Consider the following 16016-nt stretch of genomic DNA (forward strand, 5'->3'; position numbering starts at 1 on the left):
CAAGCGTGGGCGATCTTGAGCGAAGGGCGGTAGAATCACCGCACTTTAGTTATCCACAAGTGGCCGACCTTTGCTTATCGAGTCCCGTCGCCGCGCTTATTTGACCGCCATGCAGGTGGTCAACTGGCTGCCGCGCACCGAATTGCCCTTTGCTGCGCCCTCGCGCCCTGAACTGCTGGAGATGCCCGAGCCGTTGGTCGTCGCCCCGGTGGCGCCGGCTCCTGTGGCTGAGGCGCCCGTGGAACCTGTGGTCAAACCGGCCGAACGGGTGAAAATCGAAGTGCCTCGGCCATCGTTGGCCAGCACGCGCACGAACGCCAAGGTCGAAGAAGAGGTGGCTCCGGTCGCGGTCAAGGCGCCGGTCGTGCCGCCGCCGCGTTTCGCCCTGCAATTGCTGCGGGCCGGGCGCTGCCTGCTGTTGGTCGAGTTACCCACAGGCGAATCGTTCCAGACCCGCGACCCCGCCTATCTGTTGCTCAAGGACATGCTGCGTGCCGCCGGTCTGCCGGACAGCCCGCAAATCGTCGGTGAGCCGGTGCGCTGGCCGTTGCTGGTTCGGGGCACCATGGATCAAGGCCCGGAAGCGGCTCGTGACTTCGTGCAAGGTTTTCTCTCGGCCCGGCTGGAAGACGCTCCCTGCGTCTGCGTGTGGCTGATCGGCCTGCCGGCGGTGCGTTTCGCGGGTGAAGCGAACGCCGAATCCTTCAACCGTGAACTCCAGGTCGAAGGCCTGGGCTCGGTCTGGGCCCTGCCGGGTCTGGAATTATTAATGGAAGAGCCACAGCGTAAGGCTGAAGTCTGGCAAGCCATGCGTCGGCTGATGGCGCGCTGGAAAGAATCGAATGAGTGACGCTGTATCGTTCCGCCCAATGATCGAGGCGGACATGGACGCTGTACTGAAAATCGAATACGCGGCTTATAGCCACCCGTGGACCCGCGGAATTTTTCTCGATGGCCTGGGCAAGTATCAGATCTGGCTGATGTTCGAAGGTCAGCAGCAGGTCGGGCACGGTGTGGTGCAGATCATTCTCGACGAGGCGCATCTGCTGAACATCACCGTCAAACCGGAGAACCAGGGCCGTGGCCTGGGCTTGACGTTGCTGGAGCATTTAATGTCCCGGGCGTATGACGCCAAGGCACGGGAGTGTTTTCTGGAAGTGCGAGACAGCAACCGTGGTGCGTTTAAGTTGTATGAGCGTTATGGGTTTAACGAGATCGGCCGGCGGCGCGATTACTACCCGGCGGTTAGCGGGCGGGAAGATGCTGTGGTGATGGCCTGCACTTTGGTGGATTGAGCCTTAAAAGCTTCGCGAGCAGGCTCGCTCCCACAGGTTTTATGTTAGTCACAGAATTTGTGTACTAAACCGATCCACTGTGGGAGCGAGCTTGCTCGCGATGGCGGCCTACCAGGCGCCGAAGATCAACGATTACCGTCTATCGGATCGCGCTGCGCCATTTCCGCTTCATCCAGCCCATTGCCACCGCCAATGTCGTCTTCATCGACAATGCTCAAATCCCAATCGGCCTGTTCGCCTTCGCCGGCCTCATTGGCATCGCGTGCACCGTCTTCACGGATCAGGTTTTCCGGGCTCATGTCATCATCGGTAGACTCATGGTCGTCGGTCGAGGCCCCGGTCATGCCCGCTTCACGCACACGTTCCCGAGGCATCAGCCGCTCGCGCTCCGTTTCCGGTAGCTCATCGCCGATTTTGCCGCTGGGTGTTTCCTCGTCGAAATCCAGCTCATGCATCGATCCCATGCGGTCTTCGTTGTCATCGATGGGCTCGGGTTGCACCGCATCGTACGGACGTCGTGATTCAGTCATGGCAATTCCTCATACTGTGGGCCTTACTAGGGTGGACCCACTGGGCTGCTGAGAATTCCACCGGCCATACTTGTATCAAGCGCGTGACCCCGACGGGCGGTTGTCTGTCAAACCAGCGCATCATTCTTGAGGCTTTAAAGCATGAACGAATTACAAGATCTGATTGATAACAACGAACGCTGGGCCGAAGCGATCAAACAGGAAGATCCGGACTTCTTCTCCAAGCTGGCCCGCCAACAGACGCCGGAATACTTGTGGATTGGCTGTTCCGACGCCCGCGTGCCGGCCAACGAGATCGTCGGCATGCTGCCCGGCGACCTGTTCGTCCACCGCAACGTGGCCAACGTGGTGCTGCACACCGACCTCAACTGCCTGTCGGTGATTCAGTACGCGGTCGACGTACTCAAGGTCAAACACATCCTCGTTACCGGCCACTATGGCTGCGGCGGCGTGCGCGCCTCGATGCAGGACCGTCAGCTGGGCCTGATCGACGGCTGGCTGCGCTCGATTCGCGATCTGTATTACGAAAAGCGCGAAGAACTGGCGGAGTTGCCGACCGAAGAAGAGCGGGTCGACCGTCTCTGCGAGCTCAACGTGATCCAGCAAGTGGCCAATGTCGGGCACACCAGCATTGTGCAAAACGCCTGGCATCGCGGGCAGAACCTGTCGATCCACGGTTGCATTTACGGCATCAAGGACGGCCGCTGGAAAAGCCTGAACACGACCATCAGTGGTTTTGAACAACTGCCGCCGCAATACCGTTTGCGTCCGGTCGAGGCGTTGTAAAGCCGTTTAACAGAGACTGCGCCGACGACAGTGGTGGTAATACAGCTGGCCGTCGGCGTTCGGCGGCTCATTGTAGCCGCAGATCCACTCTCGGCATTCGGGACAACCGCAACAGCAGGCGAACTGGCGCAGTAGCTTGTCTTCGGTTGTGGCGAAATCCATGGTCAAGTGGTCGCCTTTCTGAATGTCCTTCAGCGCCCACAACCACAGCTCGCTCATGTCGAAAAAGACGTTGGGGCAGCAGGAGTGTTCCAGCAGTCCGCTGAAATGTGGGTCGCAGACATGAATGCCCGGCGCCAGTTGCCGGGTATGCTGATTGCGGTAAGGCAGTAAATGTCCCGACACGCGGCAGATTCGGCTGATGCGTGGAAACTCGCGCAAGGCCGCGACGGCCACCGCCGATTCATTGGCGTTGTAGATAATCTCGAAATCTTTTCGGGAGGGAAATCCAAGGCTGACCGACAGCTCTGGAGAGGGATAAATGCCATCAGGCGGCTGTGCAGGCGTCCGGTGCAGCGGATGAGCTTTCATAACGATCCTTGTCGGCAGCGTGTGGCGACTTCCAAAGCCGACGACCCTGTCAGCCCTGCAACACAGCGGGTTCTCACGATCTCGCAAATAAAACGAGGGGTCTACTGTCATAACTGACAGGAGGAAAGTGCGCTTTTGCGCGTAAGCCTTCGCTCACGCGCAAAAGTGCAAGGGCGATTACAGCGCAGGCGTCGGGATCGCAGTCGCGGGTACCGGGGCTTTCAGCTGTTTGAGCTGAGATTTGATCGGTGCCGTCGCGCACTTGGCCACGGCTTTTTCGGGCGTCAGGTTGCGGATCGAGGTATAGAACAGCTCGCAGGTTTTTTCTGACTGGGCCACTTGCCAGGTCTGGGTGCAACTTTTCAGTTCAACGTCGGGATTACTGTCCGGTTGGCGGCCCATGGCGGCCTGCCAGCACGCGGCACTCAAATCCTGGCCCATGACTTTAAGGCCAGCCGCGTCGGCCTTGGCCTGGGCATCGTTGCCAGTATAGCTTTCCGGGTCGGCGGCGTACCAAATGTAACTTGGGTGGTTGGAACCCAGCACTGACACTTTCACCCCTTCGCTCGGACTGATGCTGACCAGGCCCAGCACGTTCACGGTCGGCCCGTATTGCTGCTTGATCCAGTTACGCACTGGCGCGCCGAAGGCGACCATCGGCAACGCCGCACCACTGGCGTTCTGGCTGAGTTGCTTGACCATGGTGGTCTGGTAGTCCTTGAAATAGTCGTAGACACCTTCCAGATCTTTGCCAGCGCTGGAGGGTGCGGCAATCGGCGCGATGTCGATGATGGTCTGATAGCCCGGCGTCTGATCAGCGGGGATACCGTTGTCCGTCAGCAGCGTGGCCCAGCGATCGGTGGTGGCAGATCGCAGGTAATCCTGAGCCTGGGTCAACGAATAGTCTGGCGGGAAGTGCAACAGTTCAACGCTTTTACGGTTTTCCAGGGCCATGCCCAGTGGCAGGAACAGATACCAGCTAAAAGCCCACTTGCCGTCGGCATTCAGCTTGCTGGCGCCGGTGTAGGCCAGATCACCGGCATCGAGCAACGCCGCCAACGGTTTTTCATAGCCATTGGGTACGCCGCTGATTTCGGCGTAGAGCTGATCGTTATCGGTTTTGACCAGCACTTTCGCCGCGCTGTAACCATCGCGCTGCACGCTTTGGGTCAGGTAATGCTCGACCGTTTGCTCCAGCGTCCAGTTGCGAAAGCAGATCACGTTGCAATTGTTGGGATAAGCGAACAACCGGGTGACGCGTTCGGTACTGCCCAGCTTCAGATCGACATTGGCATGGGCAGCGGCACTCAGGGTGAGGGCCGCGAAGGTGAGTCCTGCGAATTTGAACATGCTCAGATCCTTTTCAGCGTGTGGGCCCTCGTAGGTGGGGCGTATACATACTGGAACCAGATGTGTCAGGTGGTCCAGTGTCGATGCAAAAAAGATCTTCAATCAATCAAACTGGAAAATGCAGCGCATTGGTCAAATCCCCCATGGGCTGTTGGCCGCGGGCGATCATCGACTCATCCCGCAGTTTGATCCCGTCGAGGGTCTCCAGTTGAAACACCCTGGTGATCAGCCGCAGGATCGAAGCCGTGTCATAGACCGTGTGATCCACCGTGCCCTTGCGCGAGAACGGTGAAATCACCAACGCCGGGATGCGCGTTCCAGGCCCCCAGCGATCGCCTTTGGGCGGAGCAACGTGGTCCCACCAGCCGCCGTTTTCATCGACGGTGATCACCACCACCATGTTTGTCCATTGCGGGCTTTGCTGCAGCACTTTCAGCGTCCGGACGATATGCCGGTCGCCCGATGCCACGTCGGCGTAACCCGCGTGCATGTTCAGGTTGCCCTGAGGTTTGTAAAAGGTCACCGCTGGCAGCTTGCCGGCTTCAGCGTCAGCCAGGAACTTGTTGGTGCTCGACTCATCGCCCAAACCGCCATCGCGCAGACGCTTGCTGCGTTCCACGGGGTTTTGCGGACCCTGGCGCTTGAAATAGTTGAATGGCTGATGGTGGTACTGGAAATTCGGAATCTTCGGAATGGCCCCCGAATCCTTGTACTCATCAATCGTTGCTTGCCACGCGCCGCCGTACCAGGCCCAGTCAACGTTTTTCTTCGAGAGCTTGTCGCCGATGTGCTCGTGGATCTGTGGGACAAGCACGCTGGGCAAGTCGGCTTTGGCGTAGTCCGGGCGCTGCGGATCACGGATCCAGGTCGGCCAGTAGGGCGGAGCCATGGTGTTCACGGCATAGCCATCGGGTGTCAGCAGGCTGGGGCCGAATTGCGGCGGGCCGGTCATGGCGCTGGCGGGTGACTGTTCAAGGGGTTTGAGGCGAGTGTCCGTCGGGTCATCACTCAGCAGCGTGGCGATCTGTGTCTTGGCCACCGAGTTGGCGGCATCCGGATAAAAAGGAACCTGGGCGCTGATCAGATATTGATGGTTCAAGTACGAACCGCCGAAAGCGCCCTGGAAAAAGTTGTCGCAGAGTACGAATTCTTTGGCGACATCCCACAGGCGCAATGAATAGCGGGTCTGGGTGTAGTGGCCAAACGTCAGGCCACCCGAATCTGCCCACGCCACAAACCGGTCATTCTTGCCGTCATTGATTTGCATCTGGTTTTGATAGAACACATGCCACAGGTCGCGAGTCACCAGGCCCAGCGGCAAGTCTTCGCCTTGGGGGCCTTTGAGGGCGAAGGGTGCATTGGGCAGATGTTCCTGAAATTGCGTACCGCTGGGGTACGTCACGCCATCGAGGGTTTGCGGGCCGACCTGATTCAAGCCACCCCAGACTGGCGGCAGGCTCGACAGCACACTGCCGTCGCGGTCCCGTTGACGGTAGTCGTCCGGTTTGAGCGCGGACAGCGGTTTTTCGACGCCGGGGAAATCGGCAAAAAGGTTATTGAAGCTGCGGTTTTCGCCGTAGATCACCACGACGTTTTTCACTTGGTCGTGTAAGGCCTTGTCCAGTTCGGCGGGCGTCAGCGGGCGCTCGACCGGTTTGCCGGGCTCATCTCCATGACTGCCGCAGGCACTTAGGGTGGCACCGACACCCAACACTGCAACACCACCGAGGAAACGGCGGCGACTGGTATCGGTGGGTTGATCGGCTTCAGGGGAGGGGACGTCGCTTCGCTGTGTTTCGTCGTTCATTCCGGCTCCTGTTTCGCAAAACTGTTGCGATATGTTTCGGCCGGACGCTAGCAGTGAGATGTGACAGAAGGGTTATTGCAACAGTTCGACAGACAACACGTTCTAATGCGGGAGTGAGCAAGCCCACTCCCATGATTTGTAGATCCGGGCTACGGCATCACCGGCGCCGTATACGCAAGCGTCGTCCCCAACGCCCACAGCAGAAACAGCACCAGCGGCGTGTGCACCAGCAGTTGCACGAACGAAAATCCGATCAAGTCCCGCGCCTTCAACCCGAGCACACCCAGTAGCGGCAGCATGTAAAACGGGTTGATCAGGTTCGGCAGGGCTTCGGCGGCGTTGTAGATCTGCACGGCCCAGCCCAGGTGGTAGTTCAGGTCGGTGGCCACTTGCATGACGTATGGCGCTTCGATGATCCACTTGCCCCCGCCGGACGGGATGAAGAAACCGAGGATCGCCGAGTACACGCCCATCAGCAGCGCGTAGGTGTCGTGGGACGCGATTTGTACGAAAAAGGTCGAGATGTGGTGAGCCAGCGTCTGAGCGTCAGTGCCTTTGACGGTGGTCATCAGCGCGGCGATTGAGCCGTACAACGGGAACTGAATCAGCACACCCGTGGTGGTCGGTACCGCGCGGGCCACGGCGTCAAGGAAGCTGCGCGGGCGCCAGTGCAGCAAGGCACCGAGCATGATGAACAGGAAGTTGTAGGTGTTCAGCCCGGAAATCGCGCTGATCGCCGGTTTGGTCGAGAACTCATGGAACAGCCACCCGGCCGCCAGCAGCACCAGCAAAATCGTCAGCAGCGGGCTGTGCTCCAGCCATTCGCCGGGGCGGGTGCGCGGTTGCAATGGCGGCAGATTAAAGCTCGGATCTATCCCGCAGGCCTTGGCATCACGGGCCGAGTTCGGGCCGGGTGCAGTGGCGTAGGCAATGATCAGCGAGATCACGATCAGTGCCAGCAACATCACGCCGGACTGCCAGAGAAAGATCGTTTGCGTGAATGGAATCACGCCGGTGATCGACAGAATCGACGGCGGCAGGCTGGCCGGGTTGGCCTGCAATTGCGCGGCGGACGAGGACAGGCCCAAGGCCCACACCGCTCCGAGGCCCAGATAGGCGGCGGCACCGGCGGCACGGTAATCCATTTTCAGATCGGTACGGCGGGCGAGGGCGCGCACCAGCAAACCGCCAAACACCAGCGACAGCCCCCAGTTCAGCAGCGAAGCGACCATGGAGATCAACGCAACCCAGGCCACGGCCGAGCGGCCGTTTTTCGGGATTCGCGCCAGCCGGTCGATCAATTTCACCGCCGGTGGCGAGCTGGCGACCACATAACCGCCGATCACCACGAAAGCCATCTGCATGGTGAACGGGATCAGGCTCCAGAAACCGTCACCGAAGGCCATGGCGGCGTCGGTCGGCTTGGCGCCCATGAACAGGGTGGCCACGGCGACGATAATCACCGCCAGTGCGGCAAACACCCAGGAATCGGGGAACCAGCGTTCGGCAAAGCTTGAGCAGCGCAGGGCAAAGCGGGCAGAGCGGGTATCTTCGATAACAGCGGCCACGGGACTACCTCGAATTTTTATGTTTGTTGTGGTCTTCAGGGCCGCAAAGGCCCTTCCAGACAGGTGCCAACAGTAAATCAATCGGTCCTTTTTTGTGACGAAGTTTTACGAGTCTGAGACTTTGGTCTAACGGGTTGTCCGTTGGCTCGTTTGCGTAGACCATGGGCGCCTTGGTTTTTTGCCCATGCCAGAGTTCTTTTCATGACTGCCAATACCGATTCGCGCCCGGCGCCGTTCAACCGTTCGGACTACAAGACCCTGGGCCTTGCGGCATTAGGTGGCGCGCTGGAAATCTACGATTTCATCATTTTCGTATTTTTCGCCCTGACCCTCAGCCAGCTGTTCTTCCCGCCGCAAATGCCGGAGTGGCTGCGCCTGCTGCAAAGCTTCGGGATCTTCGCCACCGGTTATCTGGCGCGGCCGTTGGGCGGGATTCTGATGGCGCATTTCGCCGACCGACTGGGCCGCAAAAAGGTCTTCAGCCTGAGCATCCTGATGATGGCGCTGCCGTGCCTGTTGATCGGCATCATGCCGACCTACGCCCAGATCGGTTATTTCGCCCCGCTGCTGCTGTTGGCCCTGCGAATCCTCCAAGGCGCGGCGGTGGGCGGTGAAGTGCCAAGCGCCTGGGTGTTTGTCGCCGAGCATGCACCGGCCGGGCATCGCGGTTATGCCCTCGGTTTCCTGCAGGCCGGGCTGACCTTTGGCTACCTGATCGGCGCCCTGACGGCGACGTTTCTGGCACAGGCATTCACCCCGGCAGAAATCCTCGATTACGCTTGGCGTTACCCGTTCCTGCTGGGCGGCGTGTTCGGCGTAATTGGCGTCTGGCTACGCCGCTGGCTCAGCGAAACCCCGGTGTTCATGGCCATGCAGGCGCAACGCGATGCAGCCGTCGAGCTGCCGCTGCGCACGGTCTTGCGTGAGCATCGCCTGGCCATGCTGCCGGCAATGATCCTCACCTGCGTACTGACCTCGGCGGTGGTGGTGTTCGTGGTGATCACCCCGACCATGATGCAGAAAACCTTCGGCATGACCGCCAGCCACACCTTTGCCTTGAGTGCCTTGGGCATTGTTTTTCTGAATGTCGGCTGCGTACTCGCCGGGCTGCTAGTCGACCGCATTGGCGCCTGGCGCACGGTGATGCTCTATAGCCTGCTGCTGCCACTGGGCATCGGCGTTCTCTATACCTGCCTGATCATCGGTGGCAACTGGATCGGTCTGGCGTATGCGGTGGCTGGTCTCTGTTGCGGGGTGGTCGGTGCGGTGCCGTCGGTGATGGTTAGCCTGTTCCCGGTGCGGATTCGTGTCTCGGGAATTTCCTTCACTTACAACATCGCCTACGCCGCCTGGGCGAGTATCACACCGTTGTTGCTGATCGGTCTGATGCCGTGGAGCCCATGGATCTGCGTGATCTTCTGCGCGGTGATGGGGGCTGTGGGCATCAGCAGCGCGGCGTATTTCGGCGCGCGCATGCCCAACGTTGGTAGCCGCAGCGTGGCGCCCTGCGTCTAGCGACTGTCAGCGGGTTCGGTGACCTGCGATGCAAAGGAGCAGCACAATGCAATTGGTACCCATCCTTGAAGTCTCCAGCCAGCTTCAGTCACGTGTGCGGGATTTGCGCAATCAGCCTGATGTTCGCAAGTATATGTACACCGATCATGAGATATCTGACGCCGAGCACTCTGCCTGGCTCGGGTCGTTAAAGGGCAATCCGCGTCAATCCGTGTTCGTACTCATGCTCGACGGTACAGCCCGTGGCGTGGTGTCGTTGAACTCGATCAGCACGCTGCACAAAACGGCTGACTGGGCTTTTTATCTCGACAGTGATCTGCAAGGACAAGGGCTGGGCAGTCGGTTGGAGTTCTGGCTTCTGGACCATGCGTTCGGCGTGGCAGGACTGGAAAAACTCAACTGTGAGGTGCTGCAGAGCAACCCGGCGGTGATCAGGTTGCACCAGAAGTTCGGCTTCTCCATTGAGGGCGTGCGACGCCAGAACATCATCAAGGACAACGTCAGAATCGATGTGGTGATGCTGGGCATTACTCGACAGGAATGGGCTGCGCGACGGCCGAAGATGGAAGACGTGATGGCACGACTGAACCGTGTCAGCTGATCAGGTGGTCATTCTGCAACTATTTTTGTAGGACAGCTCTGTAACACTCTTCAGAAAATTTCCCCAAGGCCGATGGCTAGGCTGCATACCGCTTTCTATCCCTGTCCATCGGTGTATCCCCATGTTCAACAAACGCTTGAAGCAGGAGCTGTCGGCTCTTCGCGAAGAAATCTCCAGCCTCCAGCAAGTGAAGGAAAGTCTGGAAAGGGAGATGCTGGTCCTGACCCTCGATGCCGATGGGCGGATTCAATCGGTCAACCAGAACTTCATCGGCGAGATGCTCTACAACAGCAACGACCTGATGGGTCGACACATCGAAGACATCGTCCCGGCCCATGTGAAATCGGACGAATTCCACCACCGTTTCAAAGCCGCGCTGACCCGTGGCGAGCACTTTGCCGGCACGGTGCGTTTGTTGCGCGGCAATGGCCAGGAAGCCTGGCTGCGCTCGATCGTGCAGCCGGTCCGGTCCGCGGACGGCCGGATCAAGCACTTCTCGATTTACTCCAGTGACCTGACCCGCACCATCGAGGCGTCCCGTGAGCATGAGAACCTGATCGGCGCGCTCGTGCGCTCCACGGCGGTCATCGAGTTCGACCTCAATGGCAACGTGCTGGCAGCCAACGACCGGTTCCTCAGCGGCATGGGCTACAGCCTGGCGCAGATCAAGGGCAAACATCACCGCACCTTCTGCGAACCGGAGGATTACAACAGTGCCGCGTACCAGGACTTCTGGCGCCGCCTGAATACAGGCGAGTTCGTCGCTGGCCGTTTCAAACGCATCGACAGCCATGGCCGCGTGGTCTGGCTGGAGGCTTCCTACAACCCGGTGACCGATGCCAACAACAAGCTCTACAAAGTGGTGAAGTTCGCCACGATGATTACTGATCAAGTCAATCAGGAGCAGGCCGTCGCCGAAGCGGCGAACATTGCCTACAGCACCTCGCAGCAAACCGACAGCAGCGCGCAGCGCGGTAACGCCGTGGTGACTCAGGCGGTGAACGTGATGCGTGACCTTGCCAGGCACATGCAGACCGCCGGCGAAGGCATCGAAGCGCTGAACGAGCAATCGCTGGTGATTGGCACCATTGTCAAAACCATCAGCGGGATTGCCGAACAGACCAACCTGCTGGCGCTCAACGCGGCCATCGAAGCCGCTCGGGCCGGAGAACAGGGTCGTGGTTTCGCGGTGGTGGCGGATGAGGTCCGGCAATTGGCTTCGCGCACCAGCCAGGCAACCGATGAAATCGTCGGCGTGGTACGTCAGAACCAGGATATGGCGCGCAACGCCGTGGCGTTGATGACCGAAGGCAAGCTCCAGGCCGAACAGGGGCTGGCGCTGGCGGCAGAGGCAGGCACGGTGATTGTCGAAATTCAGGACGGTGCACAGAAAGTGGTGAACGCGGTCGGGCAGTTTGCCAATCAGCTGGCGACTTGATGCCTGCCATCCCGGTGGAAATCGCTACAATCGGCGTTTTCCCCAGGAGCAGCCATCATGAGCGTTTTTCACCGCCGTCCGGTTCCCTTGGCCAAGGCTTACCGTCTGCTCAACCACGGCCCGACCGTGTTGGTCAGCGCGGCCCATGACGGCCAGCGCAACATCATGGCGGCGGCCTGGGCCATGCCGCTGGATTTCGAGCCGCCAAAAATTGCCGTGGTGCTGGACAAGTCCACCTGGACCCGGCAATTGCTGGAGGCTTCGGGGACATTTGTGCTGAATGTTCCCTGCGCCGCCCAGGCCGATATCGTCCAGACCGTGGGTTCGACGTCCGGACTGGAATTGACCCGGGACCAAGGCCGGGACAAGTTCCAGGTCTATGGCTTGCCGACCTTCAGCGCTGAATTGATCGATGCGCCGATGCTCGAGGGCTGCGTCGCCTGGCTGGAATGCCGACTGCTGCCTGAACCCGACAATCACCAGCAGTACGATTTGTTCCTGGCCGAAGTGATTGCTGCTCAGGCAGACGAGCGAGTGTTCAGTGAAGGTCGCTGGCACTTCGAAGGGCAAGACGCGTTGCGCACCCTGCACCATGTGGCGGGCGGACATTTCCTGAAGATCGGCGATCCAGTGGACGGCAAGGCCTTGCAGCCGTAAGCAGCCTGCCTGTCACACCCAAACGTCATTCTGCGCAGTGCGCTCGCCACCTTCGTTGCCAGTGTTCAGCACACCCTTGGGTTCGATCAGCAGGAGTTTTACCTCCTGCTCGGCAAACGGTTTGTGCTCGACACCTTTTGACACCACATACATTTCGCCGGCGTTCACCAACACGTGGCCATCGCGAAAGTCGATGCGTAATTGCCCTTCGAGAACGATGAAGGTTTCGTCGGTATCAAGGTGATCGTGCCAGATGAAATCTCCCAGCAGTTTCACCACCTTGAACTGGTAGTCGTTCATCTCGGCGATGACCCGAGGCGTCCAGTACGGGTCGATCCTGGCGATTTTTTCAGCGAAATTCAGGCTTTCGTAAGCTTTCATGAAGCAGCTCTCGTGGTTGATCGTAAATCCACGATAGCCCGCGCATCGGCGTGCTTCTTGAACGATTGTGCGTGGCTCAGCGGCGGTGCATTTTCATCCAGCGGGCCGGCGACAGGCCGTAGGTTTTGCTGAACTGCCGGGTCATGTGGCTTTGATCGGTGAAGCCGGCGATCAGCGCGGCGCTGACCAGTGACTGGCCTTGGATCAGCAGCGAGCGGACCAGGTCGAGGCGGCGCATGGTCAGGTATCGATAAGGGCTGGTGCCGAACAACAGGCGAAAATCCCGCGACAGACTCCAGCGATCGCGACCGCTGTGTTGCGCCAGTTCTTCCAGCGTCACGGTGCGATCCAGGGCGCTGTGAATGAATTCCCGCGCGCGTTCGGCGGCCACATAGTCGAAGCTCTGGCGGGTGGCAGGCACTCCGCAAACGCGGTTCAAGGCTTGAGCCAGATCGAACAGCGCATCCTGTTCTTCCATAGGCTCGAGAGGACAATCGAGGCTTCGCAGCAGCACGCCGGTGGCGGCGAATAAACGTGGGTCGGTCGACAGGCCGGTCTTGATAAACGGCAACGGCTGTCCGCCGAGTATCTGCTGGATCAGCGCCGGCTCGATGTACATCATTCGGTATTGGAACCCGGTCTCGGTGCCGGCTTCGCCATCGTGAACTTCGTCCGGGTGCAGCACCATGGTTGCGCCCGGCAGACTGTGGCGCCAGCCACCGCGGTACTGAAAGCTCTGCACACCGGCCAGTGTGTGGCCGATCGCATAGGTGTCGTGGCGGTGAAGGTCGTAGCCGTGGCCTGCAAAAAACGCCTCGAAACGCTGAAGCCCGCCGACGTCGGGTGCGCGGTGGAACCAGTCGTGGTGAACGATTTTTTTGCCCATCCGAGGATGCTCGATTGCCTTGAACCTGTGAGTGGAACATTACCCCAAGGGGGATTTAATGTCTGCGGAAGCGTTTCTATATATGTATTACAGTAATATATTATTGTTTTGCGATAATTTGTGGTTTAGCTTTTGCTCACATTCATTCCTGTGAGGTATTGCCGTGACTTCCAATCGTCTCGCTCAATTGAGCCAACGCATGGCTGCTGTGACTCTTTTCCTTATCGTCGCAATGCTGGCGATCAATGTTGTGCTTTGGCTCTTTCCTTTCCTGGCGGCGAAGGATGGATGGGGGCTCGGTTTTGCGCTTACCGATCGCCAGCTTTCGCATATCACCGATAAAGCGATGTTGTTCCCGTGGTGGCAAATACTAGGCGGTATTCTGTTGTCGAGCGTGCCATTGCTGGCACTGGCATACGGGTTGGGAAATTTGCGTCGACTGTTCCAGAATTATTCGCGCGGTGAATATTTTTCCAGTGAGTCGGCTGTTCATTTAGGTCTCGTCGCAAGGGCCGTGGCATTCTGGGTGTTGCTCGATTTCCTGTGCGAGCCCGTGCTCAGCTTCTGGGTGACGATGAATGCGCCGATCGGTGAACGGCTGATTACCCTTAGTGTCACGGCTCCCACCTTTGTCGCGCTGTTCCTGGCTGCGTGTATATCGATCATTGCGCGTATTCTCAGGCAGGCCAGTGAAGTGGACTCTGAATACCGCACCTTTGTTTGAGATTTTTATGTCAATTGTCATCCAGCTGGACGTGATGCTTGCATTGCGCAAAGTCAAATCCAAAGACCTCGCCGCCGCTATCGGGATTACCGAAGCGAACCTGTCGCTGTTGAAGCAGGGCAAGGTCAAGGGGCTGCGCCTGGCGACTCTGGACGCGATTTGCAAACATTTGAATTGTCAGCCGGGTGACCTGTTGATCCATGTGCCTGACGTCGAGTAAAAGTAAGCGCTTCATAGCGCCTGCTTCTTGCGTTACGTCCAACTCATTAACGCCACGGCGGTTCATGGAGTTGGCGCCGGTATTTGCTACCTACTGTTCGGCGCGCATCTGGTGGCCAATCGTTGAGGAGTTCTGAATGAGCAAGCTGCGGGTAGGCATTATTTTTGGCGGCCGTTCGGCTGAACACGAAGTGTCGCTGCAATCAGCGAAAAACATCGTCGATGCGCTGGATCGTTCGCGCTTCGAGCCGGTGCTGATCGGTATCGACAAGCAAGGCCACTGGCACCTTAACGACCCTTCAAACTTCCTGCTCAATCAGGAAAACCCGGCGCTGATCGCCCTCAACCGGTCCAATCGCGAACTGGCCGTCGTGCCGGGCAAGGTCAGTCAGCAACTGGTGGAAACTTCCAGTCAGGAACTGCTGGGTCACGTCGATGTGATCTTCCCGATCGTCCACGGCACCTTGGGCGAAGACGGTTGCCTGCAAGGTTTGCTGCGCATGGCTGACCTGCCGTTTGTCGGCTCCGACGTGCTCGGATCGGCCGTCTGCATGGACAAGGACATCAGCAAACGCCTGTTGCGTGACGCCGGGTTGGCAGTCACGCCGTTCGTCACCCTGACCCGCGCCACCGCGGCGCGCACCGGGTTCGCCGAGGTGCAAGGCAAACTCGGCCTGCCCCTGTTCGTCAAACCGGCGAACCAGGGATCTTCCGTGGGCGTGAGCAAGGTGAATGACGAAGCCGAGTACGCGGCAGCGGTAGAGCTGGCGCTGGGTTTCGATGAGAAAGTCTTGGTCGAGTCCGCCGTCAGCGGCCGCGAGATTGAATGCGCGGTGCTCGGCAACGAAGACGCCATCGCCAGCGGTTGTGGCGAGATCGTGGTGCGCAGCGGGTTCTATTCCTACGACAGCAAATACATCGATGCTCAAGCGGCGCAAGTCGTGGTGCCGGCTAACATCAGCATCGAGGCCAGTGAACGCATTCGTGCCCTGGCCGTCGAGGCGTTCCAGGTGTTGGGCTGTTCGGGGCTGGCGCGTGTGGATGTGTTCCTGACCGACGGCGGCGAAGTGCTGATCAATGAGATCAATTCGTTGCCCGGCTTCACCCGCATCAGCATGTACCCCAAGCTATGGCAGGCCACCGGTATGACTTACAGCGAGCTGGTCAGCCGATTGATCGAGCTGGCGCTGGAGAAGCATAAGGCGCGGCAGGCGCTGAAGATCTCTCGCTAGCCTGAATACAATAATAATTATTCGAGGAGACACGCCATGAAAGTCAGTGCGCGTAACGTATTCAAAGGCACCATCAGTCGATTGCAACCCGGCGCGGTGAACGCCGAAGTCTCACTGAAACTGTCGGGCGGCAATGAACTGGTGGCCGTGGTGACTATGGAGAGCGTGAAGAACCTCGGCTGGCGGTCGGCAAGGAAGCGATCGCGCTGGTGAAGGCGCCGTGGGTCATGTTGATGACCGAATCCAGCGACATTCGCCTGTCGGCGCGCAACTGCCTGGAAGGCAAGGTCACCAGTGTCATCGATGGCGCCGTGAACGCCGAAGTCGTCATCCAGCTCGACGGCGGCACCGAGGTCTATTCGATCGTGACCCGTCAGGCTGTGGCAGAGCTGGGCCTGGCGCCGGGCGTGAGTGCGACGGCGGTGATCAAGGCGTCGCATATCATTTTGGGTGTGCCGGCCTGATTTCAGGTTACTTACAAAAAAGGGCCTACCTC

16 protein-coding genes and 3 pseudogenes are annotated in these 16016 nt (G+C 59.1%); 12 read left to right on the forward strand and 7 right to left on the reverse strand.

Annotated features, from left to right (window positions below; all coding sequences use genetic code 11):
- The first annotated feature begins 109 nt into the window (after positions 1-109).
- On the forward strand, positions 110-850 hold the full coding sequence (locus tag ACYZT5_RS29420; protein WP_462052329.1) for an energy transducer TonB: 741 nt from the start codon (positions 110-112) through the stop codon (positions 848-850).
- Positions 843-1295 (forward strand): ribosomal protein S18-alanine N-acetyltransferase, encoded by a 453-nt coding sequence (gene rimI / locus ACYZT5_RS29425; RefSeq protein WP_462048477.1) that lies wholly within the window; start codon positions 843-845, stop codon positions 1293-1295. The genes ACYZT5_RS29420 and rimI overlap by 8 nt, the downstream gene beginning before the upstream one ends.
- Positions 1296-1420: 125 nt before the next feature.
- Here rimI and ACYZT5_RS29430 read toward each other — a convergent pair whose 3' ends face one another.
- Positions 1421-1825 carry a serine kinase/phosphatase gene (locus ACYZT5_RS29430; protein ID WP_462048478.1) on the reverse strand — a complete coding sequence of 135 codons (405 nt, stop codon included), beginning with the start codon at positions 1823-1825 and terminating at the stop codon, positions 1421-1423.
- A 141-nt stretch (positions 1826-1966) separates the two neighbouring features.
- Here ACYZT5_RS29430 and can point away from each other — a divergent pair, with 141 nt between their 5' ends.
- A complete protein-coding gene (gene can, locus ACYZT5_RS29435; RefSeq protein ID WP_462048479.1) occupies positions 1967-2611 on the forward strand; it encodes a carbonate dehydratase in 645 nt (214 codons plus the stop codon).
- Between the two features lie 6 nt (positions 2612-2617).
- On the opposite strand, the gene ACYZT5_RS29440 is transcribed toward can, so the two are convergent.
- From ACYZT5_RS29440 to ACYZT5_RS29455, 4 genes are all read right to left on the reverse strand, one after another.
- On the reverse strand, positions 2618-3142 hold the full coding sequence (locus ACYZT5_RS29440; protein WP_462048480.1) for an SET domain-containing protein: 525 nt from the start codon (positions 3140-3142) through the stop codon (positions 2618-2620).
- 177 nt (positions 3143-3319) lie between these two features.
- Positions 3320-4492, reverse strand: a complete 1173-nt coding sequence (locus ACYZT5_RS29445) for a hypothetical protein (RefSeq protein ID WP_462048481.1) — start codon at positions 4490-4492, stop codon at positions 3320-3322.
- A gap of 106 nt (positions 4493-4598) precedes the next feature.
- Positions 4599-6299, reverse strand: a complete 1701-nt coding sequence (locus tag ACYZT5_RS29450) for an acid phosphatase (protein ID WP_462048482.1) — start codon at positions 6297-6299, stop codon at positions 4599-4601.
- Between the two features lie 149 nt (positions 6300-6448).
- Positions 6449-7867, reverse strand: coding sequence for a short-chain fatty acid transporter (locus tag ACYZT5_RS29455; RefSeq protein ID WP_462048483.1), 1419 nt, complete (start codon positions 7865-7867; stop codon positions 6449-6451).
- A 201-nt stretch (positions 7868-8068) separates the two neighbouring features.
- Here ACYZT5_RS29455 and ACYZT5_RS29460 point away from each other — a divergent pair, with 201 nt between their 5' ends.
- The 5 genes and pseudogenes from ACYZT5_RS29460 (at position 8069) to ACYZT5_RS29480 (ending at position 12078) form a co-directional block, all read left to right on the forward strand.
- Positions 8069-9382, forward strand: coding sequence for an MFS transporter (locus ACYZT5_RS29460; RefSeq protein ID WP_462048484.1), 1314 nt, complete (start codon positions 8069-8071; stop codon positions 9380-9382).
- Between the two features lie 46 nt (positions 9383-9428).
- Entirely contained in the window at positions 9429-9983 is a 555-nt protein-coding gene (gene pseH / locus ACYZT5_RS29465) for a UDP-4-amino-4,6-dideoxy-N-acetyl-beta-L-altrosamine N-acetyltransferase (RefSeq protein WP_462048485.1), read from the forward strand.
- Between the two features lie 211 nt (positions 9984-10194).
- Positions 10195-10833: pseudogene (locus ACYZT5_RS29470) on the forward strand (PAS domain-containing protein); the annotation flags it as partial.
- Positions 10834-10983: 150 nt separating this feature from the next.
- A pseudogene (locus ACYZT5_RS29475) lies at positions 10984-11421 on the forward strand (methyl-accepting chemotaxis protein); the annotation flags it as partial.
- Positions 11422-11478: 57 nt separating this feature from the next.
- On the forward strand, positions 11479-12078 hold the full coding sequence (locus ACYZT5_RS29480; RefSeq protein ID WP_462048486.1) for a flavin reductase family protein: 600 nt from the start codon (positions 11479-11481) through the stop codon (positions 12076-12078).
- A gap of 12 nt (positions 12079-12090) precedes the next feature.
- Here ACYZT5_RS29480 and ACYZT5_RS29485 read toward each other — a convergent pair whose 3' ends face one another.
- Both ACYZT5_RS29485 and ACYZT5_RS29490 read right to left on the reverse strand, forming a co-directional pair.
- The gene (locus tag ACYZT5_RS29485; protein ID WP_046048322.1) at positions 12091-12459 is read right to left on the reverse strand and encodes a cupin domain-containing protein; all 369 of its coding nucleotides are present in this window, start codon (positions 12457-12459) and stop codon (positions 12091-12093) included.
- A 76-nt stretch (positions 12460-12535) separates the two neighbouring features.
- Positions 12536-13345, reverse strand: a complete 810-nt coding sequence (locus ACYZT5_RS29490) for an AraC family transcriptional regulator (RefSeq protein WP_462048487.1) — start codon at positions 13343-13345, stop codon at positions 12536-12538.
- A 163-nt stretch (positions 13346-13508) separates the two neighbouring features.
- Between ACYZT5_RS29490 and ACYZT5_RS29495 the strand changes: the two genes are divergently transcribed.
- The 4 genes and pseudogenes from ACYZT5_RS29495 to ACYZT5_RS29510 all read left to right on the forward strand — a co-directional run bounded on the left by ACYZT5_RS29495 (position 13509) and on the right by ACYZT5_RS29510 (position 15984).
- Positions 13509-14069 (forward strand): DUF2975 domain-containing protein, encoded by a 561-nt coding sequence (locus tag ACYZT5_RS29495; RefSeq protein ID WP_462048488.1) that lies wholly within the window; start codon positions 13509-13511, stop codon positions 14067-14069.
- Positions 14070-14076: 7 nt separating this feature from the next.
- Positions 14077-14289 carry a helix-turn-helix domain-containing protein gene (locus ACYZT5_RS29500; RefSeq protein ID WP_123365625.1) on the forward strand — a complete coding sequence of 71 codons (213 nt, stop codon included), beginning with the start codon at positions 14077-14079 and terminating at the stop codon, positions 14287-14289.
- 136 nt (positions 14290-14425) lie between these two features.
- A complete protein-coding gene (ddlA, locus tag ACYZT5_RS29505) occupies positions 14426-15520 on the forward strand; it encodes a D-alanine--D-alanine ligase (RefSeq protein ID WP_462048489.1) in 1095 nt (364 codons plus the stop codon).
- Between the two features lie 36 nt (positions 15521-15556).
- Positions 15557-15984 (forward strand): annotated as a pseudogene (locus ACYZT5_RS29510) (TOBE domain-containing protein).
- Positions 15985-16016: the final 32 nt, after the last annotated feature.

The sequence above is a fragment of the Pseudomonas sp. LB3P14 genome, assembly GCF_054898045.1.